This is a genomic window from Bradyrhizobium sp. SZCCHNS2022, from assembly GCF_032377575.1.
In the GTDB taxonomy this organism is placed as follows: Bacteria; Pseudomonadota; Alphaproteobacteria; order Rhizobiales; family Xanthobacteraceae; genus Bradyrhizobium; species Bradyrhizobium aeschynomenes.
The window spans coordinates 2,253,843-2,279,815 of sequence record NZ_JAUHHZ010000001.1; the positions used below are offsets into that span (position 1 = coordinate 2,253,843).

Genomic DNA, 25,973 nt, shown 5'->3' on the forward strand with positions numbered 1-25,973 from the left:
CTCGTACGCAACAAACAACGAATTCGAGTAAACACAGCCGCGGTAAATAAGCGCTTAAGCCGCGAATAAAGCGTTGTGCAGATTGCTGATCCGCTCCTTTAGAGTTCGCGCGCAATCCCCGGAATTGCCGGCACAAATCGGACGTCGACGAGCTCTTTGCGATCGAAACGATCGCCGTCTCGCGTGACCCTGACGAGGGTCTGGACGCCATGCTGGGGCCCGACAGGCGCGATCAGGATACCGTCCGGCTCCAGCCGGTCGAGCAGAGCCTGGGGAATCTCGTCCATCGCCGCGGTGACGATGATGCGGTCGAACTGGCCAGCCCCCGACGGCAGGGCGTAGCCATCGCCCAGCATCACCTCGACATTGAAGCAGTTCAGCTTCTCCAGCCGCTCCCGCGCCTTGTCCGCCAGGGTTCGGAATCGTTCGACAGTCAGGACGCTCGCGGTCAGCCGGGAGAGGATCGCGGCCTGGTATCCGGATCCGGTGCCGATTTCGAGCACGCGGTGAGACTTTTGCAGCTTCAACTGCTCGGTCATATAGGCAACGACGAAGGGCTGGCTGATCGTCTGCCCGCAGGCGATCGCCATCGCGCTGTCGCGATAGGCGTCGGGACGGTCGGCCGGTAGGACGAACTCCTCCCGCGGCACCTCTTCCATCGCACGCAAGACAGCCTGGTCGCTGATCCCGCGACGGCGCAGGGTCAGCTGAAACATCATCTTTTCGGGCGGAGGGGTCGGGGGCATCGCGCCGTTTCGGGTTGTTCGCCTGGCTCCAATTTAGAGCATCCTCCGCCTGTTGCGCAGTGAATTCGACCGCCCTGCCATCACGCCCGCAAAGCTCATTCTTGCGCAGACCCATCGGTGGGCTCCCGGCGGGGAACCATCGGCGGTCGAGTTCGTTCACCTTCGGGGCGATCTTGCCCTCTCGGCAAGGTCACGGTTTGACGACGTGGTTGACGTTGCGCCACGAGCCGTTATTTGCGAGCGTCACATCGGGTATGGGCAAGGACTGACATCATGACTGCACCGCGGCCGCCACGCGGCTCTGTGTTTCTGGTTGAAGACGAGGTCATGATCAGAATGATGGTCGCCGACATGCTGGAAGAGCTCGGCTACACCGTCGCGGCAGAGGCCGGCGAGATCGGCGAGGCGATGCGGCTCGCGGAGAGCACTTATTTCGACGTTGCCATCCTCGACGTCAACGTCAACGGCAAGGTCATCTCGCCGGTGGCCGATCTCATCAAGGCCCGCAATCGCCCCTTCATCTTCGCAACCGGCTATGGCTCGTCCGGCCTTCCGGAAGAGTATCGCGACCGACCGGCGCTGCAGAAGCCGTTTCAGCTCGAGACGCTCAGCAAGGCGATCGAGCATGCCCTGCGCGGGGCTGAGTCGCAGGGTTAGCGAACGACTCAGCCGAGAATGTCGCTGAGCTTGCCGGAGAACGCCTCATCGGTGCGATCCAGCCGCAACGGCGTCACCGACACGTAACGCGCCGCCAGCGCGGCAAGATCCGTCCCCTCGTCGGGCACGTCGAGCGCCGCAGCGCGGTCGAAGCCGATCCAGAAATAGGGACTGCCGCGGCCATCGCGGCGCTCGTCGACCTTCAGGAAGCCGAGATTGCGCTTGCCCTGGCGGGTCACCACGATGCCGCGGACATCATCGGGCGCGCAGGACGGAAAGTTGACGTTGATCACGGTGTTCTTCGGCACGCCGGCCTCGAGCACCTTGCGCACGATCTGAGGGCCGAATTCGAGCGCGGTGTCCCAGGACGGCTTGTCGCGGGTGGCGATGCTGAACTCCTGCGACAGCGCAAACGACGGCAGTCCCAGGATGGTGCCTTCGAGCGCGCCGGCGATGGTGCCGGAATAGACGACATCCTCGGCGACATTGCGGCCCTTGTTCACCCCGGACAGCACGAGGTCGGGAAGCTTCTCCCCGAGAATGTGCCGCGCGCCCATGATGACGCAGTCGGTCGGCGTACCGCGCACCGCGAAGTGCCGCGGGCCGACCTCGCGCAGCCGCAGGGGATCGTTGAGCGAAAGCGAATGCGAAACGCCGCTCTGGTCGAGTTCGGGCGCGACGATCCACACGTCGTCGGACAAAGCGCGTGCGATCTCCTCGACCACCTTCAGACCCGGCGCATGGATCCCGTCGTCATTGGTGCAGAGAATCCGCATGTCGCCCTTCCATCCCGTTCAAGCCGATTGCGAGGGTGTCTTATCTGCTGCGCAGCATCGAGGCAAACCCGCCGCGGTGCCCGCGCTCAGTAGCTCAGCGCCGGATCCGCCACTGCGGCAGGAACCGGGCGAGCTTCCCTCGCGCGTCCAGCCGGAGCGGGACGATGGGTACGGCGGAGGCATCGACCGCCTTCGCGGAGGTCGGCGCCGGCGCAGCGACCGCCGGTGGCGGCTCGGCGGGAAAACGGCTGCGCGCGACACCCAGCGCCTTCTCGAAATCGGCGGCGTTGAACCAAGTCTGGTCGCGCAGGGACTCGATCAGGCCCTCGTTCCACACCGTCGCGCGGTCGATGTCGAACGCGCCCTTGAGGCGCTGATCGACCGCCTGGATGCCGGAGCCAGTGACGGCCCATTGCCGTCCGATCCAGAAAATGTCCCGATGCAGGGCCATGGCGCCCGTTCTGAAAAGCAGTCGCTGAACGACATCGAGCATACGATCTGGCGGACGCTGCGCAAGCGCCGTCCACCCGGCCGCGGTTCTCGTCCCGCCTACTCCGCCACCACCACCTTGAGGCCGCCCATGTAAGGCTGCAGCACGTCGGGGACCGCGATCGAGCCGTCGGCCTGCTGATAGGTCTCCATGACCGCGATCAGCGCGCGGCCGACCGCGGTGCCGGAGCCGTTCAAGGTGTGCACGAAGCGGGGCTTGCCGTCGCCGGCGCGGTAGCGCGCATCCATCCGGCGGGCCTGGAAGTCGCCGCACACCGAGCAGCTGGAGATCTCGCGGAAGGCGCCGCCGTCGCCCTGCCCGGGCATCCAGACCTCGATGTCGTAGGTCTTCTGCGACGAGAAGCCCATGTCGCCAGTGCACAGCGTGATCACGCGATAATGCAGATCGAGCCGGCGCAGCACCTCCTCGGCACAGGCGAGCATGCGCTCATGCTCGTCCTTGCTCGTCTCCGGCGTCGTGATCGACACCAGCTCGACCTTGGTGAACTGGTGCTGGCGGATCATGCCGCGGGTGTCGCGTCCGGCAGCGCCGGCCTCGGCGCGGAAGCACGGCGTGAGCGCCGTGAGCCGCATCGGCAGTTCCTTCTCGTCCACGATGGATTCGCGGACCAGGTTGGTCAAAGCGACCTCGGCCGTCGGAATGAGGCCGAGGCGATCGGTCTTGAGCCGCTCATCCGGCGCGATCAGCAGTTCGCCCCGCACCGCCCAGAACTGGTCGTCCTCGAACTTCGGCAGCTGCCCGGTGCCGAACATGACATCGTTGCGCACCAGCAGCGGCGGATTGATCTCGGTGTAGCCGTGCTCGGTGGTGTGCAGGTCGAGCATGAACTGGCCGATCGCGCGCTCCAGCCGCGCCAGCCCCTTCTTCAGCACGACGAAGCGCGCACCGGACAGCTTTGCCGCCGATTCGAAGTCCATGCCAAGAGCCGCGCCGATCTCGTCGTGCGGCTTTGGCGCGAAGGCGTAGCTGCGCTTCGCGCCGAACACATGACGCTCGATATTGTCGTGCTCGTCCTTGCCGTCGGGCACCTCGTCGAGCGGCAGGTTGGGAATCGCCGATAGCTCGCGCGCGAGCTCGTCGTCGGCCTGCTTGGCGGCGGCCTCGAGCTCCGGCATCGTCGTCTTGAGCTTGGCGACCTCCTCCATCAGCGCGGATGCGCGCGCGTCGTCCTTGGCCTTCTTGGCCTCGCCGATCTCCTTGGAGGCCGCGTTGCGCCGCGCCTGCGCCTGCTCGGAGGCCTGGATGGCCGCGCGACGCCGCTCGTCGATGGCCAGGAGCTGCGACGACAAGGGCGACAGACCCCGGCGCGTCAGCGCCGCATCGAAACCTTGCGGATTGTCGCGGATCGATCTGATGTCGTGCATGGTCGTTCGGTCCCTGGAACGAAAGGATGTCGGCGAGTCGCCCTGGGTCACAGGCCGGCCTGCACTACCGCGAATGGCAGCGGATGGGAACAGGCAAGCCCGGGACAGGCCCGGGCGGCAGACCGCCTATTCGGACGGATTGGCCGGCAGATTGCCAGATCCCGACGACGAGCCGGACTTGGCCGCAGCCGCCTGCTTCTCGACGATGCTGACCGCGATGATGGCGCCCTCGTAGAGCGCCAGCAACGGCAGCGCCAGCGAGGCCTGGCTGAGCACGTCCGGCGGGGTCAGCACGGCCGCGATGATGAAGGCGATCACGATGAAATAGCGCCGCTTCTCCCGCAGCATCTGCGAGGTGACGATGCCGATCCGGCCGAGCAGGGTCAGGATGACCGGCAGCTGGAAGGCGATGCCGAACGCGAAGATCAGCGACATCATCAGCGACAGATACTCGCCGACCTTCGGCAACAACGCGATCTGTGCAGTATCCGGACCGCCCAGCTGCTGCATGCCGAGCGAGAACCGGACCAGCATCGGCAGCACGATGAAATACACCAGCGCCGCGCCGAGCACGAAGAACACGGGCGTCGCCACCAGATAGGGCAGGAACGCGTTGCGCTCGTGCCGATAGAGACCGGGCGCGACGAATTTGTAGATCTGCGTCGCCACGATCGGGAACGAGATGAAGCCGGCACCGAACATCGCGAGCTTGAGCTGCGTGATGAAGTATTCGAGCAGCTGGGTGTAGATGAACTTGCTGTTCTCCGCGCCCGCCACCCAGACGAACGGCAGCACCAGGATGTTGTAGATCTGCTTGGCGAAGAAGAAGCAGAAGATGAAGGCAATGCCGAAGCCGAGCAGCGCCTTGATCAGCCGCGACCGCAACTCGATCAGGTGATCCATCAACGGGGCCTTGCTGGCCTCGATATCTTCGACGGTCATGACGCTTTGGCGTCCTTCAGACGTTCAGCCTCAGCCGGCGCAGCCACGTCGGCAGGGTGCGGCTGCGGCTCGGGCTTGATCTCGCGCACGATGGCCAACGGTTCGCCTACGGCCTGATGGGCCTCGGCTTCCACGAAGGTCTCGGGGGTTGGAGGCTCAGGTGTGGTGGGGGTCACCGGCGTCTCTGTCAAAACGGCAACCGCGTCCGATGCCGGTGCCGCCGGCTTGTCGATGCCCTCGATGTCCAGCGCCTTGTCGACGTCGCGTTGCAGCGACGACATCATGCCGCTGGGGGAGAAACCGCTCGCGGCTTCCTTGACCTCGTCAAAACTCTTCTTCAGGTCGGCCATCTCGGCCTCGCGCATGGCCTCCTGGAACTGCCCCTGGAACTCCGAGGCCATCCGGCGGGCCTTGCCGATCCACTGCCCGACCATCCGCAGGACGCCGGGAAGCTCCTTGGGGCCAATCGCAATCAGCGCGACGACCCCAATGACGAGCAGCTCACTCCACCCGATATCGAACATGTAACATTCCGCCTACGCGACGACGCCTCTGTTCTCGCCCTGCCCGTCCGAGCAGGTCCGCCCCTTGCGGGAGCGCGCGCCGCCCGCGCCTTTCACGCGCAGATCAAACGGCCTTGCTGCCGACATCCGTGCGGGTGGCCGAAGGCGTGGTGCCATGGTCGATCGACTTGACCGGCTCGGTCTTCTCCGGCGCCTTGTCGTCGTCCTGCATGCCCTTCTTGAAGGCCTTGATGCCTTGCGCGACGTCGCCCATCAGATCGGAGATCTTGCCGCGCCCGAACAGGAGCAGGACGACCGCGATCACCACGATCCAGTGCCAAATGCTAAGCGAACCCATCCTGCAACCCTCCAAACACCGGCGCAGCCTTCATCCGACTGCCCGTCGACGCTACCGCCGAAATCGCGCCATATCCATGGACTTGCCCGCGACACTTCGCTTCTAGCATTCGATTGCGAAACAGCAACCCGAACCAAGGCGGCAATCAGCCGAAAGCGGCGCGCGGAGAGCCCGATCTGGCCGGAAGGTAGGCGTCAGCGCCCCCAAAAACAAGCGCTTAAGGTCCGCCAAATCGGGGGCGGACCTACGTAATAACGCGAGTGTTAACGGCGCCGAGGGAGCCGTTCCTTTCCGCTACTCCCGGTGTGACGAACCGTCCTCGTCGGTATCGCGGTCGTCTTCGTCATCCGCCGCGTCGATATCGCGTTCGGCATCGACTTCGGCTTGGGGTGCTTCCTCGCTCCGAGCTTCCGTCTCATCCGCTGTATCGGCCGAAAGATCGACCAGTTCGGCAACGGGCTCATCATCCTGCTCGCCGACGAGTTCCTCGGCATCGAGCTCCTCGACGAGAGACTCCTGGATCTCGATGCTCGTCTCCACGGCCTCATCCTCCGCGTCTGAAGTCGAGATCTCCAGATCACCGACGGCGAGCTGCGACGTCGCCTCATCGTCCAGAACGGCCGTTTCGGCCTCTGCCGCTCCCGCCTCTGCTGTTTCGGTCAGCGTGTCGATCACAGCGGTCTCGACGAGGCCAGCTTCGGCAACAGCCGTTTCCGCCTCGGACGATTCCGCTTCCGCGCCATCGGCGTCGCCAGGCTCGGCCTCGACCGCCGGTGCGAGCGCCAGATCGAGATCGCCTGGGTCCAGCGGCTCCTCGTCCTCGCGGAGCGTGGGATCATCGGATGGCGTCGGAACGGTAAAGCCGGTGGGCAGGCGCGAATCCAACAGGCCCGTGCCCTTCAACTCTTCCAGGCCCGGCAGATCACCGAGCGTCTCCAGGCTGAACTGCGCCAGGAACGCGTCGGTGGTGCCGAACGTCAGAGGCCGGCCCGGGGTCTTGCGGCGGCCACGCGGCTTGATCCAGCCGGTCTCCAGCAGAACGTCCAGCGTCCCCTTGGAGGTGACGACGCCGCGGATCTCTTCGATCTCGGCCCGCGTCACCGGCTGATGATAGGCGACGATGGCCAGCACCTCGATCGCGGCACGCGACAATTTGCGCGTCTCGGTGCTCTCGCGCGTCATCAGCCAGGCGAGATCGCCGGCGGTGCGGAAGGTCCATTTGTTGGCGACGCGCACGAGGTTGACGCCGCGGGTGGCGTATTCCGCCTGCAGTTGCGCCAGTGCGGCCTTGATGTCGACACCTTCGGGCATACGCTTGGCAAGCGTGGCCTGCTCCAGCGGCTCGGCCGCGGCGAACAGCAGTGCCTCGAGGATGCGCAACTCTTCGGGGCGCACCTCAGGCTCGCTCGTCGCGATCTCGTCGGGCTCTTCCATGCGCAGTTCCGCCAAGCTTGCCATGGCAGGGTCTCCTTCTTCGTTACTCAACCGTCAAGTCCGGCGCAGCCATGGCGCCGGGCTGGTTCGGTGGACGCTTACGAAAATACAGCGGCGCGAACGCCTGCTTCTGGTTCAGCTCGAGCTTGCCTTCGCGGACCAGCTCGAGCACGGCCGCAAAGCTCGATGCGAAGACGGTGGCCTTCTGTGCAGGCTCGACGACATAGTCCAGCAGGTAGTCGTCGAGACATCCCCAATCGTCCGAGACCTCGGTCATGCCGACCAGACGCTCGAGCGAAGCACGCGCCTCTGCCAGCGACCACACGGTTCGCTTGGCCATATGCACCGACGTGACGACGCGCGACTGCCGTTGAATGGCGTAGGCCGACAGCAGGTCGAACAGGGTCGCGGTGAACTTGGGGTGCCGGACTTCGGCGATCTGTTCGGGATTGCCGCGCGGGAACACGTCACGCTGGAACTGCGGCCGGTTCATCAAGCGATTCGCAGCTTCGCGGATCGCCTCCAGCCGCCGCAGCCGGTTGGCGAGCGCCGTCGCCATCTCCTCGGCACTCGGGCCTTCCTGCGCCGGCGGCTCCGGCAACAGCAGGCGCGACTTCAGAAACGCGAGCCAGGCCGCCATCACGAGATAGTCGGCGGCGAGCTCGAGCCGGATCTTGCGCGCGGCCTCGATGAACTGGAGATACTGATCGGCCAGCGCCAGGATCGAGATCTTGGCGAGGTCCACCTTCTGCTGGCGCGCCAGCGCGAGCAGAAGGTCGAGCGGGCCTTCATAGCCCTCGACGTCGACGACCAACGCCGGTTCGGCCTCGGCCAGCTCCGTTGTGGGCCGGCCGGTTTCAAACGACAGAATTTCCGCGGTCATGCGCTCGCTGGTCCCAGCCGGTTGATCAGGGCGTCGAGCTCGGCGCGCGCCGCGCCGCGATCGAAGCTTGCGGGTGCCTTGCGCGCCGCGAGCGCGCGATCGGCCCGTGTCAGAGCCTGTCGCGCAAGCTCAGGTGTTTCGGCGGCGACGGCCTGCATCTCGTCCAGTCTGCCGTTGCAATGCAGAACCATGTCGCAGCCCGCCGCGACGATCGCGCGCGTGCGCTCGGCGATCGATCCCGCCAGTGCGTTCATGGAAACGTCATCACTCATCAACAAACCCTGGAACCCGATCCGCTCGCGAATCACCCGCTGAATCATTGTCGCAGAAGTCGTGGCCGGATGGGCGGCGTCGATTGCGCTAAACACAACATGTGCAGTCATCGCCATCGGCAGGTCCGACAGCGGTCGGAAGGCCGCGAAATCGGTGGCGTCGAGCTCCGCTTCGGGGGTGTCGACCGTCGGCAGCCGGAAATGGGTATCGGCCGTGGCCCGGCCATGGCCGGGAATGTGCTTGAGCACCGGCAGCATGCCGCCCTGCTCCAGCCCCTCCGTCACCGCCCGGGCGATCGCCGCCACCTTGGCCGGTGTCGTGCCATAGGCGCGATCGCCAATGACGGCATCGGCGCCGGCAACCGGCACGTCGGCCAGCGGCAGGCAGTCCACGGTAATCCCCAGCTGATTCAGATCGTCGGCGATCAGGCGGGCGCTGAGCCAGGCGGCACGAAGGCCCAGGGCCGAATCAAGGTCGTAGAGCCGATCGAACACGACGCCGGCGGGATAGGTCGGCCAGTGTGGCGGGCCAAGCCGCTGCACCCGGCCGCCTTCCTGGTCGATCAGCACGGGGGCGTCGGCGCGATCCGCGCAATTCCTTAATTCCTCAACGAGTGCAGTCACTTGAGCGGGTGACTGGACGTTGCGTTTGAACAGGATGAAGCCCCAAGGCTTCGCATCGCGGATGAACGCGCGCTCGGCGTCGGTGAGGTCCAGCCCGGCGACGCCGGTAATGAAAGCCCGCATGGTCATGCGGGCCGCATAGACCCCGCCTTCCGGGCGGTCAAGCGAGCCTTAATTGTTGCTAAACGGGAAACACTGACCGCCGGCAGTTTTCAACGTTCCGCACATCTTGTTGGCCTCTTCCTTCGTCGCGAAGGGGCCGACGGCGGCGCGGTACTTGACGCCGCCCTTCTCGCCGAGGTCCATGCGCTTGATGATCGGCTCATATTTGCCGAGCACGGCGCCGTACTTGTCCTGCACGGCCTTGTAGGATGTCATCGCCTCGGCCTCGCTGGCCTGCGACGAGATCGAAACGAGATAACCACCGGTTCGCTCCGGCTGGGTCTGTTCGGTGACCGGCACGGCCGCCGCGATGCGCGCGGGCGCCGGCGTGGCCGGTTGCGGCGTCAGCGGCATCGGGCTCTCGGCCGCCGACGCATTGGCATTGGCCGGTGACTTGCGGCCCTTCGGCGTCGCCGGGGGCTTTGTCGCAGGCGCCGCCGGCATCGCCGCGCCGCCGGGATCGGCCGCCGCCTGGTTGCCGCCGGTCACGGACAGCGTCTTGATCGGACGCGGATCAGAGTTGGGCAGGATGCCGTTGGCATTGGCCATTTGCGACATCGGAGCCGCTCCGGCGCTGGGCGGCGGGGCTCCGTTCTGGCTCATCTGCGGGAAAACGACCCGGGGGTTGCCGCCGCCGCGGGTATTCAGATCCATCGGCGTCTCCTCGCGGGACACCAGCTTCTCGCCGCCGTCATTGCCCAGCAGCCGATCCGGCACCTTCGGCGTCAGGTCCTGCTGCGCCATGATCTTGGTCGGGCTGTTGTCGGCGCGAATGATCGGCGGCTCGCCGGTGCGGCCGGACGAGATGTAGGTCTTGTAGCCATAGGCGCCGCCGGTTCCGACCACCGCAAGGGTCAGCACCGCGAGCACCGTGCTCATGCCGCTGCGGCGGCGGGGCCGTTCCTCTTCCTCGCCCTCGTCATAGCCGTCCTGGTAGCCGTACTGGCCGTCCTGGAAGTCGTTGTCGCCCTGAAACCCCTGTTGACCGGATCCCATCTGGCCAAACAGCGCGTCGTCGTAGCGCGACGAGTCCTGCTCGTTGTCGTCAAAGCCGTTGCCGCGGTCGTAGTCGCGGTCATTCTCAGCAAAGCCGTGGCGCGACTCGCCGACGCTGTAATCCAGCTTGGACAACTGGTCGGCGAACTCGGCGTTGGGATAACCCTGCGGCTGCCGGGGAGCGGCGGCTGCGGGCGCAAAATCCTGCTCGGGGAAGCCCGGCGGCTGGCCGCGTGGATCCTGATAGCCGGCGGGAAATGCCGGCGGCGCTGGCGCCGGCTGCTGCGGCTCGCGCCCCATGTCGGCGAACGGATTGGCCGCGGCGGGCTGAGCGCGCTGCATCCAGGCTGGAGCGCCGGCCGGAGGCATGCCGGCGGCCGGCTGCTCGGGAGCAGGCGCGGCAGGCCGGGCCATCGGACGCGGCTGGGACTGAGGTGTGGCCCGACCGGAAGCTGCGAAAGGATCGTTCTGCCCGATCAGACGGGCGAGTTCGGCGAGCGGATCAGCATCAGCCGACTGGTTTCCGCCGCGGCCAAAACCATCAGCGGGAAAGGGTCTGTCCTGGTAACGATCAGCCATCGTTTTGAAGCGTCCCTGCGGGTGAGCCGCATATGCGTCCTAAGGCGGACCCTGCCAGATTGAGGCCCCCAACTGAAGTCGCGTGTTTCCCCCAATCAGCGCATTGCATCAGGAGCATTAACGCCCAAGATGGCAAGTCCCGACGCCAGAACCGAGACGACGCCCTGAACCATGGCCAAACGTGCCTTGGTCAATTCTGCATCATCATCGATAATGAAGCGTAAATAGGGCAAATCCCGCCCCCGCGTCCAGTGGGCGTGAAATTCGCTTGCAAGTTCATAGAGGTAGAAGGCGACCCGGTGCGGCTCATGCGCCAGCGCCGCGCTCTCGACCGTACGTGGGTACAGCGCGAGCTGTTTCAAGAGGCCGTGTTCGGTCGGATGGGACAGTTTTTCCAGGTTCGCGCTGCTCAGGAACGCGATTCGAGCTCCCTCCTCTTCCGGCAGGTCCGGGAACATCTCCCGGGCATTGCGGAACACCGAGTAGCCCCGAGCGTGGCCGTACTGGACATAGAACACCGGATTGTCGCGCGACTGCTCGATCACCTTGGCAAGGTCGAAATCGAGCACGGCGTCGTTCTTGCGATAAAGCATCATGAAACGGACCGCATCGCGCCCCACTTCATCAACAACTTCCCGCAAGGTGACGAAGTCGCCGGAGCGCTTCGACATCTTCACCGGCTCGCCGTCACGCAAAAGCTTGACCAGATTCACGATCTTCACATCAAGAACCGCTTGTCCGGCACTTACTGCCTTCACGGCTGCTTGCATGCGCTTGATGTAGCCTTTGTGATCCTCGCCAAAGACGTCGATGAGATCCGCAAACCCGCGTTCGAACTTGTTGCGATGATTAGCAATATCGGAGGCGAAGTAGGTGTAGCTGTTGTCTGACTTGATGAGCGGACGATCGACATCATCGCCATAGGCTGTGGCGCGGAACAGCGTCTGGACTCTGTCTTCGTAGTCTTCGACGGGCTTACCCTTGGGCGGCGGGAGACTTCCCTCGTAGATATCGCCCCGCTCGCGCAGGAAATCGATGGTCTCGGCGACTTTGTTGGTGCCGCCGGTGATCAACGAGCGTTCCGAGAAGAACACGTCGTGACGGATGTTGAGCGCGGCAAGATCATCCTTGATCTCGGCCATCATCATCGCGATCGCCTTGTCGCGCACGATCGGCAGCCACTCGGCTTCCGACATCGCCTTCAGCTTGTCGCCATGCTCGGCGGCGAGCGCCTGCCCGACGGGCTTCAGGTAGTCGCCAGGATAGAGCCCGTCTGGAATCGCGCCGATCTCCTCGCCGAGCGCCTCGCGATAGCGGAGGAAGGCGGAGCGCGCGAGCACGTCGACCTGGGCGCCGGCATCGTTGATGTAGTATTCGCGCGTAACGTCGCGCCCGGCGAACTGCAGCAGGCTGCACAGCGCATCGCCGAACACGGCGCCGCGGCAATGGCCGACATGCATGGGTCCGGTCGGATTGGCGGAGACGTATTCGACGTTGACCTTCGGCGCGCCCTGCACCGGCGCGACGCGACCGTAAGCAGCGCCTTCGCGCAGGATCGTGCCAAGCTGCCTGGCCCAGACGGCCGGCTGCAGAGAGAGGTTGATGAAACCGGGACCGGCGACATCGACCTTCGCGACCAGCTCATCGGCCCGCATGCGCTCGGCGATCTGCTCGGCGAGATCACGCGGCTTGGCTTTGGCCTCCTTCGCGAGCACCATCGCGGCGTTGGTGGCCATGTCGCCGTGGCTCGGATCGCGCGGCGGCTCGACGACGACGCGCGAGAAATCGATGCCTTCGGGCCAGCCGGCATCCTTGGCCAGCGCGGCGCAGACGGCGTGCACGCGGGCGAGCATGTCGGCAAAAAGGTAAGGGGTGGATGCTTGTTCAACCATGCCGCCGCCTAACGCAAATCCGGGGTCGAGTCAAAAAGCCGGTGATGCTCGGTTAAGGCAAAACGGTCGGTCATTCCGGCGATAAAGTGGCTGATGCGGCGGGCGCGATCGCTCTCCCCCGCGCAGCCGTCGAGCCATCCCGCGGGCAGCGTCGCGCCGTCCTCCTGGTAGCGACCGAACAGGTCGGCGACGATGCGCTCGGCGTCGCGCATCACCCGCATGACCCGCTCGTGCCGGTACATCCGCTGCCAGAGAAACGCCTTGATGGTGGCCTCGTGCGCGGCGACATCGGCCGGAAACGCCACCAGCGGTCCGCTATGCCTCCGCACGTCGAGCGGCGACATCGGCTGCGCCTGCTCGATCCGGCGCTCGGCTTCAGTCGCGACGGCCGCAATCAGGTAGGAGATCAGCTCGCGGACCAGCTCGGCCCCGCGCCGGATGTCGTCGAGACCAGGATAGTGCCGGTCGATCTCGTCGATCATCGCCGCGAGCAGCGGGACCTCCTTGAGGTCGCTCACCGTGAATAGGCCCGCACGCAGGCCGTCGTCGATATCGTGCGCATCATAGGCGATGTCGTCGGCGAGCGCTGCGACCTGGGCCTCCAGCGAGGCGTAGCTCCACAGCTCCAGGTCGAAGCCGGCGTTGAACTCGGCAATCCCCGCGGGGATCGGTCCCTGCAACGGCCCGTTGTGCTTGACGATGCCTTCGAGCGATTCCCAGCTCAGATTGAGGCCATCGAAATCGGGGTAGCGCTGCTCGAACGACGTGACGATGCGCAGAGTCTGGGCATTGTGGTCGAAGCCGCCATGGTCCGCCATGCAGCGGTTGAGCGCCCGCTCCCCGGCATGGCCGAATGGCGGATGTCCCAGATCGTGCGCCAAGGCGAGCGTCTCCGTCAGATCCTCGTCGAGGCCGAGCTGGCGGGCCAGCGCGCGGGCGATCTGGGCGACTTCCAAGGAATGCGTCAAACGGGTGCGGTAATGGTCGCCTTCGTGGAAGACGAACACCTGGGTCTTGTGCTTCAGCCTCCGGAAGGCGGTCGAATGGATCACCCGGTCGCAATCCCGCCGAAACGGGCTGCGGGTGCGCGAGGGCGGCTCGGCGAACAGCCGGCCCCGGCTGCGATCCGGATCGCAGGAATAAGGGGCGCGGGGGGCAGCCATTCCGACCGACACGAGCGATTGTTTCCTTTGCGATTTGATTCCAGGCCGGAGCCCACTTAACTATGGGGAGTGCCCGGCACCAAATGAATAGGGCATGACGAGCATTCCGGAGACCATTTGCCATGACTGATGCCCTGACCGGCCCCGTCACCATCAGCGAACGCGCCGCCCGCCGCATCGGCGAGATTCTCGGCAAGGAGACGGCCGGCGCGATGCTGCGCATCTCGGTCGAAGGCGGCGGCTGCTCCGGCTTCCAGTACAAGTTCGACATCGACCGCGCCAAGGCGGACGACGATCTGGTCATCGCGCGCGACCGCGCGGTGGTGCTGGTCGATCCCGCCTCGGTCCCGTTCCTCGCGGGCTCCGAGGTCGACTTCGTCGACGATCTGATGGGCGCCTCGTTCCGGATCAACAACCCCAACGCCACCGCGTCCTGCGGCTGCGGGACCAGCTTCTCGGTCTGACTCCCCTCCTCGCGGCTCAGGCCTCCGCCGTCGCCGCGGGACCGTCGGCCGGCGCAAGACTCGGCGCCTCCACGCTGGGCGCGGGCGTGCCGATCGCCTTCAGCATCGCCGCCACCATCGCCGGCTTGCGCAGCGGCTTGGCCAGGAAGTCGGTCATGCCCGCCTCGCGGCACTGCTTGATGTCGTCGGGAAAGGCGTTCGCAGTGAGCGCGATGATCGGCAGCTCGGCGAGCCGGCCGCCCTTGGCGCGGATGGTCCGCGTCGCCGTGATGCCGTCCATCTCGGGCATGCGGACGTCCATCAGCACCAGGTCGAACTCCTGCTCGGAGGCCGCCTTCACCGCCTGCAGGCCATCCGGCACGATGCATTTGTCGACGCCGAACTCCTGCAGCATCTTCGACACCACCATGCGGTTGGTGGCATCGTCCTCGGCGATCAGCACGCGCAGCGGCCGGCCGAGCTGCTCGATCCGCGTCTTGAGATCGCCGGCGCCGACCCGGTCGCCGCGCTGATCCGACACCTGCTTGTCGCTCCACGGCAAGGTCAGGCTGAAGCGGAAGGTCGAGCCCTCGCCCTGCACGGACGACACCGCGATCGCCCCTCCCATCTGCTCGATGATGCGGCGGGAGATCGCAAGCCCCAGCCCGGTGCCGCCGAAGCGGCGGTTGATCGAGGCATCGGCCTGGGCGAAATCGGTGAACAGCTTGCCGACCCGGTCGGCGGGAATGCCGATGCCGGTGTCGGAGACGCGCCACTCGATCGTCGCCTTCTGGTCGTCGCGCGACCGGCACGCGACCGCGATGGTGACGCCGCCGCGCTCCGTGAACTTCACGGCGTTGGAGGCCAGGTTGATCAGCACCTGGCGAATGCGCGCGACGTCGCCCTTCAGCGCCGGCGGCAGCTTCGGATCGATGTCGGCATTGACCAGCAGGCTCTTCGATTTCGCGTTGACCCCCATAATGGCGGTGACCGCCTCGACCAGCACCGACGGCGAGAAATCGACCGTCTCGAACTCCAGCTTGCCGGCGTTGAGCTTCGACAGATCGAGAATGTCATTGAGGATGCGCTGCAGATTGTCGCCGGATTCGCGGATGGTCATCACGGCATGGCGCTGCTCGTCATCGAGCTTGGTCTCCAGCAAGGTCGAGGCAAGGCCGAGCACGCCGTTCATCGGGGTGCGGATCTCGTGACTCATCATCGCCAGGAAGTCGGATTTCGCCCTGCTCTCCGCCTCCGCCTGCTCGGCGCGCCAGCGCTCGGTGACGTCGCGGCCGAAACCGCGATAGCCGGCGAACTTGCCTTCGTAGTCGCGCGCCGGGCGTGCGGTCAGCGCCCAGCGCCGGCGCTCGCCGCCAGCGACCACGACATGGATCAGGATCTCCGGGATCGAGAGCCGCTGCGCCATGCGGTCGGCGAAGGTCTTGAGCGTCGCGGTATCGGTCGGGCACAGATATTTCAGCGTATCGATCAGTCGCTCGCCCTTGAGCTGGTCGAGCGGAAGCTGGGCTACGTCGGCGAAGCGTTGCGGCGCATCGATCAGGCGCCCCTCGGCGTCGGTCTGCCACAGCCAGCTCGCGGCATTCTCCTGGAATTCCTTCAGCAGCAGCGAGATCGTCTCGTTCTGCCGCTCGTGGCGGATCTGCGCCTTCAGGTTCTCCAGGAACACATTGCCGTGCGACACCAGGTGGCGCACCATGAAAGACGTGTAGAGTCCCAGGAACACCACGAGCACGAGAAAGGTCGTACCGCCGCACAGGAGCAGCGAGGCGACCGAGCACAGCATCAGGGTCCAGGTATAGGCGAGGCCCGCCCGCGGCACGCTCGACATCGCAAACGCACCGCCCGAGATCATCCCGGTCATCAGCGATCCGACGATGATCTGCAGATGTGGCTCGACCTGCGGCATCACGATCAGCGGCAGCGATCCCCACACGGCCGAGAGGAAGAACGCCTGCAGGGTCATCCGATTGATGGCGCGCTCCGATGCCTCCTGCGGGCGCGACTTGCGTGCACGCCACCAGCCGCGCAGCGCCAGGGCGCCGGCCACGCCGATCGCCGCGCCCCAAGCGGTGAGGAAGAGGTTGGAGACGGTGTTCCAGAACACGCCGAGAATGATCGCGGCATTGGCGAAATTGATGCCGATCGTGACCGGCACGAGGCGCGCCACGGCATCGATCTGCCGCGCCCGGATGCGACGGCGATCGCGCTCCGTGAGAGCTTCGTCATCGAGACCTTCGATGGCGCCAAAGCCGCCGATCCAAAGGAAGAAAGCACCCAGCGGGCTGCCACCGGCAGATCGCTTCGCGCTCGTGAGATCCCCAGGCCAATTCATGAGGGCGCAGTACTTTCCTTGTGATCCCCTTGCCATGCCTGATCGGCTGCTTCAGCCACGTTAATTGTCCCGCCCGTAGAATTACGGAACCATGACATTCGCCGTGAAATCGCATCGTCCACCGGACATTTTCGACGGAGCTGCCAGGTTCGGGACGCGGCGCGTCGTTCTCGCGGCATGATCTGCCCGAGCCTTGCATCTGGTTTTCACCCTCTCGGAAACGAGGGCGCAGGGAATGCCGGGTGCTGGCCGCAACCCATGGCCCGCCTGCAGAAAAAAAGCAGGCGGCAGTCACCACAGGTCCAGCCGGTCAACCGGCATTCCCTGCGCGATGGCGTTACGCCTTATACGCACTCTCCCCGGGGACCGGCTGTCTTGCCCCCGTGACCGGCGGATCATCGTCACCACCGGCGTGGCCTCAGCGTCGGGAGACCAGGACCATGCGATTTCGGCGTGCGCCGGAGCCGTTCGTCCGCACGGCATCAGCCCTGCTGCAGCTCCAAGCGCCCATCGCATCCCGCCTCGCGTGTCGTGACGATCGCGATACGCCCCTCGTGCCGGGGCGGGACGGCCTGAATGAAGCACGATTTCTGATAAAAAGAAACGCCAAAATGTTCAGCCGCGCCACTGGTCGGACCGATCGGCTTGACGGGACTGCTAAAATTAGTTCTTGCGCGCAGAGGATTTTTGCCTCCGCGCCACGGTTTGACGCGAACAAACAAGCCTCACCGCGCACATTGATTTGCCCGACGGCCGCGAGCGGCGCGCAAGTTTGGCAACGATCAGAGCTTGAACACCCGCGCGGCATTGCCGCCGAGAAACAGCTCGCGCGCCTCGGCATCGAGCCCGAGTTCCTCGAGCCCTTCGAGCGCCTTGGCCGGCGTGATCATCGGATAGTTCGTACCGAACAGCACCTTCCGCCGGCCGTTCGTCTTTATGTACTGCACGATCTCCGGCGGATAGCGCTTCACCGTGTAGGCGGACGTGTCGATGTAGACGTTCTCGTGCTTGGTGGCGACCGCGATCATCTCCTGCGTCCAGGGATAGCCGATGTGCCCGGCGACGATGACGAGCTCGGGAAAATCCAGCGCCACCTCGTCGATATAGGGAATCGGCCGGCCGGTCTCCGACGGCCGCAGCGGCCCGGTGTGACCGACCTGGGTGCAGAACGGAATCCCAAGCTCGATGCATTCGGCGAACAGCGGATAGAACCGGCGGTCGGTCGGCGGCACGCCCCACAGCCAGGGCAGCACGCGCAGGCCCTTGAAGCCGAGCGTGCGGACCGCGCGCCGGAGCTCGCGCACCGCCTCCATCGGGCGGGCCAGATCGGTGCTGGCGATGCCGACGATGCGGCCGGGATGACTCGCCGTGACAGACGCGACCTCGTCGTTGGAAATCATCCAGCCATGCGGCGCGCACCACGCCGAGGCGAGGCCGACGGCCACCCCGCCCTCGTCCATCGCCGCGATCGTCATCTCCTCCGTGATGACCTCCGGACGCGGCGTCTTCGCCGTCCAGCGCCGCAGCGAGGCGAACATCGGATCGGCCGAATGGCGCGCGGTCGGATGCTGCATCCAGGCATCGATGATCCGTGACATGACGGGCCTCCCCAAAGCAGTATTAGAGTTATACTCTAGAGCAATACTCTAGAGCGTGGCGCGTTATGTTGTCAAACCGGGGATCGACGCCCGGAAAGAGGAGCGGTGAGCCGATGATGCGCAAGACCAGCCGGGAGCGGATCATCGACGCCGCGCTGGCGGAGTTCGACCACAGCGGCACCGAGGCCGGGACCATCGCCGCGATCTGCGAGCGCGCCGGTGTCTCCAATGGCAGCTTCTTTCACGCCTTTCCCTCGAAGGAGGCGGTCGCCGGCGCGGTGTTCCTGGCGGCGCTCGACGCCTATCATGACGCGCTGGTCGGGGCGCTGGCCGGCGAGCTCCCGGCCCGGGACGGCGTCGCCGCGCTGGTGACGGCGCATCTGCGCTTCGTCATCGACCACCGCGCGCAGGCCCGCTTCATGTTCGTGCATGCGGCAGGCGCCCATGCGGCGGCGATCCGTGACGCCCAGGCCGCCAGCAACGCGCGGTTCCGTGCCGGACTTGCGCGCTGGTACGAGCCGAACCTGGCGCGCGGCACGCTGGTCGCGCTGGCTCCGGAGGTCCTGATCAGCCAGATCATCGGGCCGGCGCAGCTGTTCTGCCGGGCCTGGCTGGCCGGCCGCAGCCGCGGCAAGCCGGACAGTCATCTGTCCGACCTGATCGCCTGCGCCATTCGCGCCGTCGTCGCCGGCGCGGCGCAGAACGATTGACGGTCAGATCACCGCGCCGGAGGCGTAGGCGCCGGCCCAGTTCGGAAAGCCGTTCTGCGTAGCGCGCGCGGCGGCGTGATCCCAGTCATAGGCGAGCGCCAGCAGCTCGGCCTGCCAATGGCCGCGACGCTCGGTCAGCACGGCGTAGCGCGCATGCGGGGAGCGATATTCGAGTTGCGCCGCGATCGGGATGTCGCCGAACACGGGACAGCCGACGCTGCCGGGATTGACGACAAGAGGCCCGCGCGGCACCTGCACCATCGCCTGGCGGTGGCTGTGGCCGCACAGCACGAGCGTGGCGCCGCCGAGGTCGACGAGGCGCGCGGCCAGCACGTCGCGGCGTGCCGCGACGTAGCGGCCGTCATCGAGCACCTCCTCAAGCAGCAGCGCGCTGTCATTGTCGGGTGTGCCGTGCACTGCAAGGATGCCCTGCTCCAGCGCGAGCCGCGGCGGCAGCGCGTGCAGCATACGGCGCTGCTCGGCGGTCAGCGCGGCGCGCGCGAAGCGGCCGGCGGGAGACAGCTTCTGGTCGGAAAATTCCTCGATCCAGCGGTCGTGATTGCCGCGCACGGTGGGAAGGGCCAGCGACTGCAGCAGCTCGAACGTCTCGCGCGGCCACAGCGGGCTGGTGACGCAGTCGCCGAGATTGACGGTGGCATCGACGCCGCGCGTCCCGATATCCGCGAGCACCGCCTCCAGCGCCGGCAGATTGCCGTGCACATCGGATATCACAGCCAGCCGCATCGATCGTCTCCTTCGTCACGCAGTTTGAACGGTTCGTCAGCAGCGAACTTTAGCATCCTCGTCATTGCTGCTTTCTTGATAGATGGGTCAATCCCTCACTGCATTGCGCCGATCGCGAACACATCGGCACGCTCGATGATCAGATCACGAAACAATCGCGCCCGATGGGACATCCATTGCGGGTCGGGATAGACGACGTGCAGCGGCAGCGAGGGGACGTCGTAGTCGGGCAGCAGATGGATGAGTTTGCCGGATGCAATGTGAGCCACCGCGCACCAGTCGGGCAGCACGGCGGCGCCGAGGCCTTCGAGCGCGGCCAGCGTCATGATGTCGGCGTCGTCGCAGGTGAGCGAGGGCGTGATTCCGACGACGTGGCGGCCGGTCTCGGACTCGAAGCTCCATTCGTTCTTCGGCGACAGCCGCGAATAGGTCACGCAGGGCAGCTGGCGCAGATCGTTGGGCAGGCGCGGCGCACGGTGTCTGGTCAGCAGCGCCGGCGCCGCGACCAGCAGCCGCTTCACGGTGCCGACGCGGCGCGCGACCAGCGAGCTGGATGAGAGCACGCCGATGCGGATGGCGAGCTCGGTGCCGGTTTCGACGAGGTCGACGAACTGCTCGGTGAAGCGGATGTCGAGCCGCACCTCGGGATAGCGGCGGCCGTATTCGGCGAAGATGTCGGCGAAGAAATAGCGGCCGAACGAGGTCGGCACCGTCATCCGCAACGTGCCGGAGGGCGCCCCGACCCGTCTCGGCGACGGCACGCCGGCGCTCTCGAACAAGGTGACGATGTCCTTGGCGAGCTTCAGCACCCGATCGGCATCGGGCGTGGGACGCAGCTTGCGCGTGGTGCGGACGAACAGCCGGCAGCCGAATTGCTCCTCCAGGAGCGCGATGCGCTTGGTGATCGCGGGCTGCCCCAGGCCGAGATCGGCGGCGGCCTGGGTGAAGCTGCCGGCCTCCATGACCCGGATGAAGGTCTGCAGCGCGTCGATCCGGTCCATCCATTCCTCCCCGGAATGAGTTTTATTCTTGCCATTCCGTATACGTGATCGGGAGGACTGGTCTAGCCTCTCAAAAAAATCAAACGGAGGGAGACCCATGGAGAAGTCGATTGGCATCGTCGGCGCCGGCATCGGCGGACTGCATCTCGCGCTCTATCTGCAGAAGCACGGCATCCGGGCCACCGTCCTGACCGACCGCGAGCCGGAGCAGTATGCTGCAACGCGACTGATGAACACCGTGGCGCACCACGGCATCACGGTGGCGCGCGAGAACGAGCTCGGCGTCAACCATTGGGACGATCCCGAATTCGTCTATCACCACCACGATCACTTCTTCAATTTCCCGGGCAGCCCCCTGCTCTTTCGCGGCGCGTTCAAGCAGCCGAGCCGCGCGGTCGACTACCGGATCTATTTGCCGGCGCTGATGAAGGATTTCGAGGATCGCGGCGGCTCCATCGAATATGCCAGCATCCAGGACGACGACATTCCGGCGCTGGTGGCACGGTTCGATCTGCTGGTGGTGTCGACCGGCAAGGGTGCGCTCGGGCGGATGTTCAGCCACCGGCCGGAGCTGTCGCCCTACAACCAGCCGCAACGCCTGCTCTGCGTCGGCCTCTATGACGGCGTCGATCACGGCAGCCCCGATGGCGACGATCCGCGCGGCGTGACGCTGTCGGTTTCGCCGGGACATGGCGAGATGATCGTGATCCCGACGCTGACATTCGGCGGCATGAAGACGGCGCTGCTGATGGAGAACATTCCCGGCGGCGACATGGCCGATCTCGTGTCGCTCAACTACGATTCCGATCCCACAGCGTTCCGGCAGACGATGCTGGACAAGCTCGAGAAGCACCATCCGCACACCTACAACAAGATCGACACGCACCGCTTCGATCTGCAGCCGCTCGACCTGTTGCAGGGCGCCGTGGTGCCGACGGTGCGGCGCTCCTCGGTCAGCTTCGACGACGGCAAGATCGCGCTCGCGCTCGGCGACGTGCATTCGGTGGTCGATCCGATGATGGGCCAGGGCGCCAACATGGCCTCCTATGCGGCGTTCGAGCTCGGCAAGGCGATCGTCGACGCCGTCGCGTTCGACGACCGCTTCGTCGAGACGGTCGATCGCGCCCGCGAGAACCGGGTGCTCGCCGCGGCGCGCTGGACCAACCTGATGCTGCAGCCGCCGTCGGAGGCGATGGGCCGGCTGATCTTCACGATGGCGCAGAACCGCGCGCTCTGCGACGAGTTCACCGACAATTTCAACTATCCGGAGCGGCAATGGGACCGGCTCGCCAGCGACCGGCGCATTCATGCCTGGATCGACGAGCGAACGCCGCTCGCAGCGTGACATCGCAGCGGAGCAGCTGACATGAGCCATCATGCCGACCCCGCCAGTTTTCGCGCAGCCGCCTCGCGCTTCTCCACCGGAGTGACCGTCGTGACGAGCAGCGATCCCGACGGTGCGCCGGTCGGCATGACCGCCAACAGCTTCACCACCGTCTCGATGCAACCGCCGACGGTGCTGGTGTCGCTGAAGCGCGGCCGCACCTGGCAGGCGGTGAGCACGTCCGGCCGCTACGCGGTCAACGTGCTCGCGGCAAGTGATGTCGCGATAGGCCGGCATTTCGCAGGGGCGCCACTGGCACAAGGCGCGCCCGCCTTGGATGAACGCGGCGGTTTCTTCCTGCTGCCGCAGGCCATCGCGCAATTCGGCTGCGAGGTGGTCAATGCCGTCGAGATCGCCGACCACACTCTGTTCATCGGCGAAGTGCGCTGGTGCCGGCACCAGGACGGCCTGCCGCTGGCCTTCTACGCCAGCTGCTTCCGCAACGGACTGGGTGCGGAGATCGGAGCAAGCGAAGCACTGGCCTATCCGGCGGAGGGATGGACGCTTTGAGCGCCGCGCCCTTGCCGCACGGCGGAGCGGCTACGCCGCCTGCTTCAACAGATGTGCATCATGCCGCGCAAGGAACGCGCGAAGCAGATCCGGATAATCGGCGCTGACCGCGGTCCTCACACTCGGGCGCCGCGCGAGCTGACCGCGCCACGCACGACTCTTGGGCGTCGAAGCAAAGATGCCGAGATCGCCATAGGCATCGAACACATCGAAATAGCGGAAGATCGGTGCGAACACGGCGTCGACCAGGCTGAAACGCGCGCCGGCGAAATACGGCCCCTCGCCCAACGCGTCTTCGACGCGGGCGAACTTCGCCGTCAGCGCCTCGCGCTTGGCGGCGAACACCGCAGCATCCTGCGTCGTCTCCAGGCCCCAGAGATCGCCAAGGATCGCCGATCCGAACTCCATCCAGGCGCGGTGCTGCGCGCGGGCGAGCGCGTCCTCCGGATGCAGCCTGGCGCCGGTCTGGGTGTCCTCGATGTACTCGCAGATCACGTTGCTCTCGAACAGCGCCACCTCGCCCTGCGGCGTCGGCACCACCAGCACCGGCACCTTGCCGAGCGGCGAGAGCTTCAGGAACCAGTCGGGCTTGGCGGCGAGATCGATGTCGATCCGCTCGAATTCCGTGCCCTTCTCGGTCAGCGCGATCACCGCGCGTTGCACATAGGGGCAGAGCTTGTGGCTGATCAGCTTCAGGACGGGCGCCATGACATCCTCGGCAGTTTAATGCAGATGCATTAAACTAGATGCAGACGCATGAAGCTGTCAAGGTGAATGCAGATGCATCGATCAGGGCCGCGCGATCACCCCGCCGGTCATCGGGAATGGCACGCCCGTGGTGGTGGGATAGCTCAGCGGCAGGCCCTTCATGCCGCGCACGGCGAGGAAACCGAACGCCTGGGCCTCGATCGCGTCCGCCGACCAGCCGAGCGCATCCGCCGATTCGACGCTCGCCGGCACCACGCGCTGGCGCAGCATCCGCATCATGGTGTGGTTGCGGGCGCCGCCGCCACAGACGATCCAGCTCGCCGGTGGCTTCGGCAACAGGGGAGCGATGCGGGCGATGGCCGCGGCTGTGAACGCGGTCAAGGTCGCCGCCCCGTCGGCCGGCGCCGCGTCGCCCAGCCGCAGGGCGGCGAAGTCGTTGCGGTCCAGCGATTTCGGCGGCGGCAACGCAAAGAACGGCAGCGCCAGCGCGCTGGCAATCCACGCCTCGTCCGGGGTGCCCTGCTCGGCCACGCGGCCATCCTGGTCGAACGCCTGCCCGGTCGTGCGGTGCATGAAGTCGTCGAGCAGCGCATTGCCCGGACCGGTGTCGCAGGCGATCAGCACGTCGTCGCCGTCGATATAGGTGATGTTGGAGACGCCGCCGATATTGACGACGGCGATCGGCCCCGGGCGGGACAGCGACTGCGCCAGGGCACGGTGATAGACCGGCACCAGCGGCGCGCCCTGCCCGCCGAAATCGACGTCCGCGGCGCGGAAATCATGCATCACCGGGATGTGGACGGCCTTGGCGAGAGCAGCCGCGTCGCCGACCTGCACGGTCAGGCGGCGCTCGGGGCGGTGCAGCACGGTCTGGCCATGAAAGCCGATGATGTCGATGTCCTCCGGCATCAGCCGGTTCTGGGCGAGGAAGGCCGCGATCGCCTCGGCATGCGCCGCCGTCACCACCTGCTCCGCGTCACGCACCCGGCCGGGCCGCGCCTCGCGCCGCTCGATCTGCACCGCATCCGCGAGCGCCTCGCGCAGCAGGCTCCGCTCGGCGGCCGTGTAGGCTCGGTACCCCGACGGGCCGAGCGCCTTGATCTGCCGCCCGTCGGTCTCGATCATGGCCACGTCCACCCCGTCGAGCGAGGTGCCACTCATGAGGCCAAGTGCGGTCAGAATCATTGCAGTCGAACCCGAAAATCCTGGCCTCGCCTGGAAGTGCGGCTGATTTGAGGTCCCGCCGGCGCCTTGCACATGACCTTGTACAAGCCCGGCGCGTCCTATAATGCCACAACGCCTGGACCGGCGGCAGCCGCTGTCCCGCGCCGGGCCGCGACAAGCGGCCAATACCGTAAACAAATGCTCAGAGTCGCCGACAATGACTGGCTTCAAGTCTGATTTCCTGAACGTGCTGCAGAGCCGCGGGTTCATTCATCAGTGCTCGGATTTCGAGGGCCTGGATGCGCTCGCCGCCAAGGGCCAGGCGACCGCCTATGTCGGCTATGACTGCACCGCACGCTCGCTGCACATCGGCAACTTCCTGACCATGATGATGCTGTACTGGCTGCAGCAGACCGGGAACAAGCCGATCACCCTGATGGGCGGCGGCACCACGATGGTCGGCGACCCCTCCGGCAAGGACGAGACGCGGGCGATGCGCACGGTCGAGGAGATCGAGGCCAACAAGGCCTCGATCCGCGGCGTGTTCGCCAAGGTGCTGCGCTATGGCGATGGCTCCACCGACGCCATCATGCTCGACAATGCCGAATGGCTGACCAAGCTCAACTGGATCGAGATGCTGCGCGACATCGGCCGGCACTTCTCGGTCAACCGCATGCTGACCATGGACTCCGTGCGCCTGCGCCTCGAGCGCGAGCAGGAGATGAGCTTCATCGAGTTCAACTACATGGTCTGCCAGGCCTACGACTTCGTCGAGCTGTCCCGCCGCACCGGCTGCCGGCTGCAGATGGGCGGCTCCGACCAGTGGGGCAACATCGTCAACGGCGTCGAGCTCGGCCGCCGCATGGGCACCGAGCAGCTGTTCGCGCTGACCACGCCGCTGCTCACCACCGCCTCCGGCGCCAAGATGGGCAAGACCGCGCAGGGCGCGATCTGGCTCAACGCCGACCAGTGCAGCCCGTATGATTTCTGGCAGTACTGGCGCAACACCGAGGACGCCGACGTCGTCAAGTTCCTCAAGCTGTTCACGACGCTGCCGCTGTCCGAGATCGAGAAGCTCGGCGCGCTGCAGGGTGCGGAGATCAACGAGGCCAAGAAGGCGCTGGCCGACGCGGCAACCACTCTGCTGCACGGCGAGGAAGCCGCGCGCACCGCTGCCGAGACCGCGCGCCGGACCTTCGAGGAAGGCGCGATCGCCGAGAACCTGCCGACCGTCGAGGTGGCAAAGAGCGAGCTCGACGCCGGCCTCGGCGTGCTCAACGCCTTCGTCAAGGCCGGCCTCGTCACCTCCAATGGCGAGGCGCGGCGCCAGATCAAGGGCGGCGGCCTGCGCGTCAACGACGTCGCCGTCACCGACGAGAAGATGGCGCTGACGGCGACTGAGCTGACCAGCGAGGGCGTGATCAAGCTGTCGCTCGGCAAGAAGCGGCACGTGCTGGTCAAGCCTGCATAGCCGCATTCGGTTTTGCCCGCTTGTC

The 25,973-nt window shown here is 66.0% G+C and carries 25 protein-coding genes; 6 read left to right on the forward strand and 19 right to left on the reverse strand.

Going from position 1 to position 25,973, the window contains the following annotated elements; all coding sequences use genetic code 11:
- Positions 1-98: 98 nt before the first annotated feature.
- A complete protein-coding gene (locus QXZ94_RS10000) occupies positions 99-746 on the reverse strand; it encodes a protein-L-isoaspartate(D-aspartate) O-methyltransferase (protein WP_315720269.1) in 648 nt (215 codons plus the stop codon).
- A 273-nt stretch (positions 747-1,019) separates the two neighbouring features.
- On the opposite strand from QXZ94_RS10000, the gene QXZ94_RS10005 reads away from it, so the two are divergent.
- Positions 1,020-1,403 carry a response regulator gene (locus tag QXZ94_RS10005; RefSeq protein ID WP_172108579.1) on the forward strand — a complete coding sequence of 128 codons (384 nt, stop codon included), beginning with the start codon at positions 1,020-1,022 and terminating at the stop codon, positions 1,401-1,403.
- 8 nt (positions 1,404-1,411) lie between these two features.
- Here QXZ94_RS10005 and surE read toward each other — a convergent pair whose 3' ends face one another.
- From surE to QXZ94_RS10065, 12 genes are all read right to left on the reverse strand, one after another.
- Complete coding sequence (gene surE / locus QXZ94_RS10010) at positions 1,412-2,179, reverse strand: 5'/3'-nucleotidase SurE (protein WP_315720270.1); 768 nt, start codon at positions 2,177-2,179, stop codon at positions 1,412-1,414.
- Positions 2,180-2,273: 94 nt separating this feature from the next.
- Positions 2,274-2,630 carry a hypothetical protein gene (locus tag QXZ94_RS10015; protein WP_315726185.1) on the reverse strand — a complete coding sequence of 119 codons (357 nt, stop codon included), beginning with the start codon at positions 2,628-2,630 and terminating at the stop codon, positions 2,274-2,276.
- Between the two features lie 98 nt (positions 2,631-2,728).
- Entirely contained in the window at positions 2,729-4,054 is a 1,326-nt protein-coding gene (serS, locus tag QXZ94_RS10020; RefSeq protein ID WP_315720271.1) for a serine--tRNA ligase, read from the reverse strand.
- Between the two features lie 126 nt (positions 4,055-4,180).
- Positions 4,181-4,996, reverse strand: a complete 816-nt coding sequence (gene tatC / locus QXZ94_RS10025) for a twin-arginine translocase subunit TatC (protein ID WP_315720272.1) — start codon at positions 4,994-4,996, stop codon at positions 4,181-4,183.
- Positions 4,993-5,520 (reverse strand): Sec-independent protein translocase protein TatB, encoded by a 528-nt coding sequence (tatB, locus tag QXZ94_RS10030; protein WP_315720273.1) that lies wholly within the window; start codon positions 5,518-5,520, stop codon positions 4,993-4,995. Before tatB ends, tatC begins: the two co-directional genes overlap by 4 nt.
- A gap of 103 nt (positions 5,521-5,623) precedes the next feature.
- On the reverse strand, positions 5,624-5,857 hold the full coding sequence (locus QXZ94_RS10035) for a twin-arginine translocase TatA/TatE family subunit (RefSeq protein ID WP_172108567.1): 234 nt from the start codon (positions 5,855-5,857) through the stop codon (positions 5,624-5,626).
- A 294-nt stretch (positions 5,858-6,151) separates the two neighbouring features.
- A complete protein-coding gene (gene scpB, locus QXZ94_RS10040) occupies positions 6,152-7,315 on the reverse strand; it encodes an SMC-Scp complex subunit ScpB (protein ID WP_315720274.1) in 1,164 nt (387 codons plus the stop codon).
- 19 nt (positions 7,316-7,334) lie between these two features.
- Entirely contained in the window at positions 7,335-8,174 is an 840-nt protein-coding gene (locus QXZ94_RS10045) for a segregation and condensation protein A (RefSeq protein WP_172108563.1), read from the reverse strand.
- Positions 8,171-9,199 carry a beta-N-acetylhexosaminidase gene (gene nagZ / locus QXZ94_RS10050; RefSeq protein ID WP_315720275.1) on the reverse strand — a complete coding sequence of 343 codons (1,029 nt, stop codon included), beginning with the start codon at positions 9,197-9,199 and terminating at the stop codon, positions 8,171-8,173. Before nagZ ends, QXZ94_RS10045 begins: the two co-directional genes overlap by 4 nt.
- A 42-nt stretch (positions 9,200-9,241) precedes the next feature.
- Positions 9,242-10,807 carry an SPOR domain-containing protein gene (locus QXZ94_RS10055; RefSeq protein ID WP_315720276.1) on the reverse strand — a complete coding sequence of 522 codons (1,566 nt, stop codon included), beginning with the start codon at positions 10,805-10,807 and terminating at the stop codon, positions 9,242-9,244.
- Positions 10,808-10,902: 95 nt separating this feature from the next.
- Positions 10,903-12,699 carry an arginine--tRNA ligase gene (gene argS, locus QXZ94_RS10060; protein ID WP_315720277.1) on the reverse strand — a complete coding sequence of 599 codons (1,797 nt, stop codon included), beginning with the start codon at positions 12,697-12,699 and terminating at the stop codon, positions 10,903-10,905.
- Between the two features lie 8 nt (positions 12,700-12,707).
- Positions 12,708-13,874, reverse strand: a complete 1,167-nt coding sequence (locus QXZ94_RS10065) for a deoxyguanosinetriphosphate triphosphohydrolase (RefSeq protein WP_315720278.1) — start codon at positions 13,872-13,874, stop codon at positions 12,708-12,710.
- 110 nt (positions 13,875-13,984) lie between these two features.
- On the opposite strand from QXZ94_RS10065, the gene erpA reads away from it, so the two are divergent.
- Positions 13,985-14,326: an iron-sulfur cluster insertion protein ErpA gene (erpA, locus tag QXZ94_RS10070; protein ID WP_172108553.1), complete on the forward strand. Its 342-nt coding sequence runs from the start codon at positions 13,985-13,987 to the stop codon at positions 14,324-14,326.
- Between the two features lie 16 nt (positions 14,327-14,342).
- On the opposite strand, the gene QXZ94_RS10075 is transcribed toward erpA, so the two are convergent.
- Together QXZ94_RS10075 and QXZ94_RS10080 are read right to left on the reverse strand one after the other, a co-directional pair.
- Positions 14,343-16,658: an ATP-binding protein gene (locus QXZ94_RS10075; protein WP_315720279.1), complete on the reverse strand. Its 2,316-nt coding sequence runs from the start codon at positions 16,656-16,658 to the stop codon at positions 14,343-14,345.
- Positions 16,659-17,440: 782 nt separating this feature from the next.
- Complete coding sequence (locus tag QXZ94_RS10080; protein ID WP_315720280.1) at positions 17,441-18,256, reverse strand: amidohydrolase family protein; 816 nt, start codon at positions 18,254-18,256, stop codon at positions 17,441-17,443.
- 113 nt (positions 18,257-18,369) lie between these two features.
- On the opposite strand from QXZ94_RS10080, the gene QXZ94_RS10085 reads away from it, so the two are divergent.
- Entirely contained in the window at positions 18,370-18,966 is a 597-nt protein-coding gene (locus QXZ94_RS10085) for a TetR/AcrR family transcriptional regulator (protein ID WP_315720281.1), read from the forward strand.
- Between the two features lie 3 nt (positions 18,967-18,969).
- Here QXZ94_RS10085 and QXZ94_RS10090 read toward each other — a convergent pair whose 3' ends face one another.
- Positions 18,970-19,710 carry a metallophosphoesterase family protein gene (locus QXZ94_RS10090; protein WP_315720282.1) on the reverse strand — a complete coding sequence of 247 codons (741 nt, stop codon included), beginning with the start codon at positions 19,708-19,710 and terminating at the stop codon, positions 18,970-18,972.
- Between the two features lie 95 nt (positions 19,711-19,805).
- The gene (locus tag QXZ94_RS10095) at positions 19,806-20,711 is read right to left on the reverse strand and encodes a LysR family transcriptional regulator (protein ID WP_315720283.1); all 906 of its coding nucleotides are present in this window, start codon (positions 20,709-20,711) and stop codon (positions 19,806-19,808) included.
- Positions 20,712-20,808: 97 nt separating this feature from the next.
- Between QXZ94_RS10095 and styA the strand changes: the two genes are divergently transcribed.
- Positions 20,809-22,056, forward strand: coding sequence for a styrene monooxygenase subunit StyA (gene styA, locus QXZ94_RS10100; RefSeq protein ID WP_315720284.1), 1,248 nt, complete (start codon positions 20,809-20,811; stop codon positions 22,054-22,056).
- A gap of 21 nt (positions 22,057-22,077) precedes the next feature.
- A complete protein-coding gene (locus QXZ94_RS10105) occupies positions 22,078-22,605 on the forward strand; it encodes a flavin reductase family protein (RefSeq protein ID WP_315720285.1) in 528 nt (175 codons plus the stop codon).
- 30 nt (positions 22,606-22,635) lie between these two features.
- Here QXZ94_RS10105 and QXZ94_RS10110 read toward each other — a convergent pair whose 3' ends face one another.
- Together QXZ94_RS10110 and QXZ94_RS10115 are read right to left on the reverse strand one after the other, a co-directional pair.
- Positions 22,636-23,313 carry a glutathione S-transferase family protein gene (locus QXZ94_RS10110; RefSeq protein ID WP_315720286.1) on the reverse strand — a complete coding sequence of 226 codons (678 nt, stop codon included), beginning with the start codon at positions 23,311-23,313 and terminating at the stop codon, positions 22,636-22,638.
- 81 nt (positions 23,314-23,394) lie between these two features.
- The gene (locus QXZ94_RS10115) at positions 23,395-24,498 is read right to left on the reverse strand and encodes an anhydro-N-acetylmuramic acid kinase (protein ID WP_315720287.1); all 1,104 of its coding nucleotides are present in this window, start codon (positions 24,496-24,498) and stop codon (positions 23,395-23,397) included.
- A gap of 196 nt (positions 24,499-24,694) precedes the next feature.
- Between QXZ94_RS10115 and tyrS the strand changes: the two genes are divergently transcribed.
- Positions 24,695-25,948, forward strand: a complete 1,254-nt coding sequence (tyrS, locus tag QXZ94_RS10120) for a tyrosine--tRNA ligase (protein ID WP_315720288.1) — start codon at positions 24,695-24,697, stop codon at positions 25,946-25,948.
- Positions 25,949-25,973: the final 25 nt, after the last annotated feature.